Here is a 1,988-nt window from a genome sequence, read left to right as displayed (position 1 = left end):
GTTCTTGTAGCGAAGAGATTCAATCACTCCTTGATCCTATTTTAGCTTTAGTATAGCATAAATGAATTTAATTTTTCATATTACGAATTGAAGTTCATTTATATCTCTCCTTGCTTTATTTTCATTTTATACTCAATAATAGTTATTTACCTTTTGCAACTTTTTAACATCTTTTTCTAATGAATAGCTCCGTTAATTTAATTTTACTACTAAAAATGTACTTTCCAAACTAAATTTCTCTTTTTTGATTGATTATAACATAACACTACTAATAATAATTTATTTTTCTAAATTTTAATAAAAATTCTCTTCAAAAATTTTATTTATTTGATTTTATAATCTCATTATATAAACCAATTGGAAAAATATATAAATTTTGATTTTTTAAGATTAAAACAGTTAATGATGGCTTAATAGTTTCTAGAGAACATTATTGATGAATATTGGAATTTAATTTATAATAATGCTAAAGAGCAAAATAGTCAATTTGAACAAATCAAAGTAGTTTTTGTTGAAATCTATAGACAGAAATTATGTTTTAAATATGAAATATATAATTTTATACTCAAAACTTTTGATACATTAATCAAAAATTTGGAGGATTTAGTATGAAAAAAATTATATTTATTTTATTAATTTTTAGTTTAATATTAGTTTTTATAGTAACCTATATTCAACCAAAAAATAATAAGATATTCGTGAAAAGTTACACTTATATGAATATAGATACAAAAGGTACAAAATTGTCTAAAAAGAATGCTGTTGAATCAAAAACAAAAATAAAATTTGATTTTTTATATAAAAACAAGATTATATTGCAAGGAAAAATAAAATATCCAGACAATACAGAAGATAAATTTTATATAGAAGGAGAAATTAAAAAAAGTGAAGATAATGAAAATATAATATTTGGAGATTTAGTAGATAAATCTAACACTTTTGAAATTATAGATTTTAGACTAGACAATGACTTCAAAAACAGTTTTTTATATTCTGTAGATGATTATAAAAATGTAGAAAAGAGTAACATCAAAAAAGCTATTAGATTATACTTATTAAATAAAAAAACTAGAAATTTTACTATGATAGAAATACTAAATCCTAATTATACAAAGTCGCAAAGAGAATTTATTGATAAATTAGAAACTGGAAAAATGGATTTAAAAACAAAGTTTTGGTACTCTAAATTAGTAAAACATACTACTAGAATAAAGGAAAATAAAATAAACGAAATTAAAGTTGCAGGGATTCATCCAAAATATAGCTCGGAACTGCACTATCATACATACGATTTTTTAGGAGCACATATTAGCGAGTTTATAGAAATAGGATACTACTATAATTATCCTGCAAAAACTGTTGGACATGGAAATGTTGTAACTATTTTAAAAATAGAAAAAAAATATAATTCCTGTGCTGATTACCCAGAATTTTCTGATCCAAATAATTCTTCTTTAGTTATCGGACTTGGAAGAGATTCAGTTATACAATTACAAACTGATGAAGGCGAATATATAAGAGATTTAACTCTGGCAAAACAAGCTAAAGAAAGTAATAATGAGCTACAAACTAAAATTGGATGGGCATCTGGTAATCCTAAAACTGGAATTAATGTACCTCTAGATTGAAATGAAGAAAATGGTATAAGTTTTAATAGTTCTAATAAAGAATACATTGTAGTAAAAAAAGCAAAAGTAATCTTTGGTGCAGGTTATTATTTAGAGAATGTAAATGATTATTTTAAAGTAACATTTAAAATAGGAACTCATTCAAAACACGGTACTCCAGGTACAAAAAATTTAAAGATAACTTATGATTATTCTGTTGCAAGTCTTGAATCTTATCATCTAGAACATGTAACTAAAAATATATCTGCTAATTATGAAGTAATAGATTTAAGTTTCCCCAAAATTAGATAACAAAACTGCTCAAATTGTGTAAATTCAAGACATCAAAGAGAGTTAGTTGTTGTGATTCTTTGGATTTAC

1 protein-coding gene is annotated in these 1,988 nt (G+C 23.4%); it reads left to right on the top strand.

Translation table 11 applies throughout. From position 1 onward, the window contains the following. Positions 1-608: 608 nt before the first annotated feature. On the top strand, positions 609-1,628 hold the full coding sequence (locus BUB51_RS12490) for a hypothetical protein (RefSeq protein WP_073198168.1): 1,020 nt from the start codon (positions 609-611) through the stop codon (positions 1,626-1,628). Positions 1,629-1,988 lie beyond the last annotated feature (360 nt).

Origin of the sequence: Caloranaerobacter azorensis DSM 13643 (assembly GCF_900129995.1) — a bacterium.
GTDB classification, from domain to species: Bacteria; Bacillota; Clostridia; order Tissierellales; family Thermohalobacteraceae; genus Caloranaerobacter; species Caloranaerobacter azorensis.
This window is presented reverse-complemented; position numbering and strand designations above follow the sequence as displayed.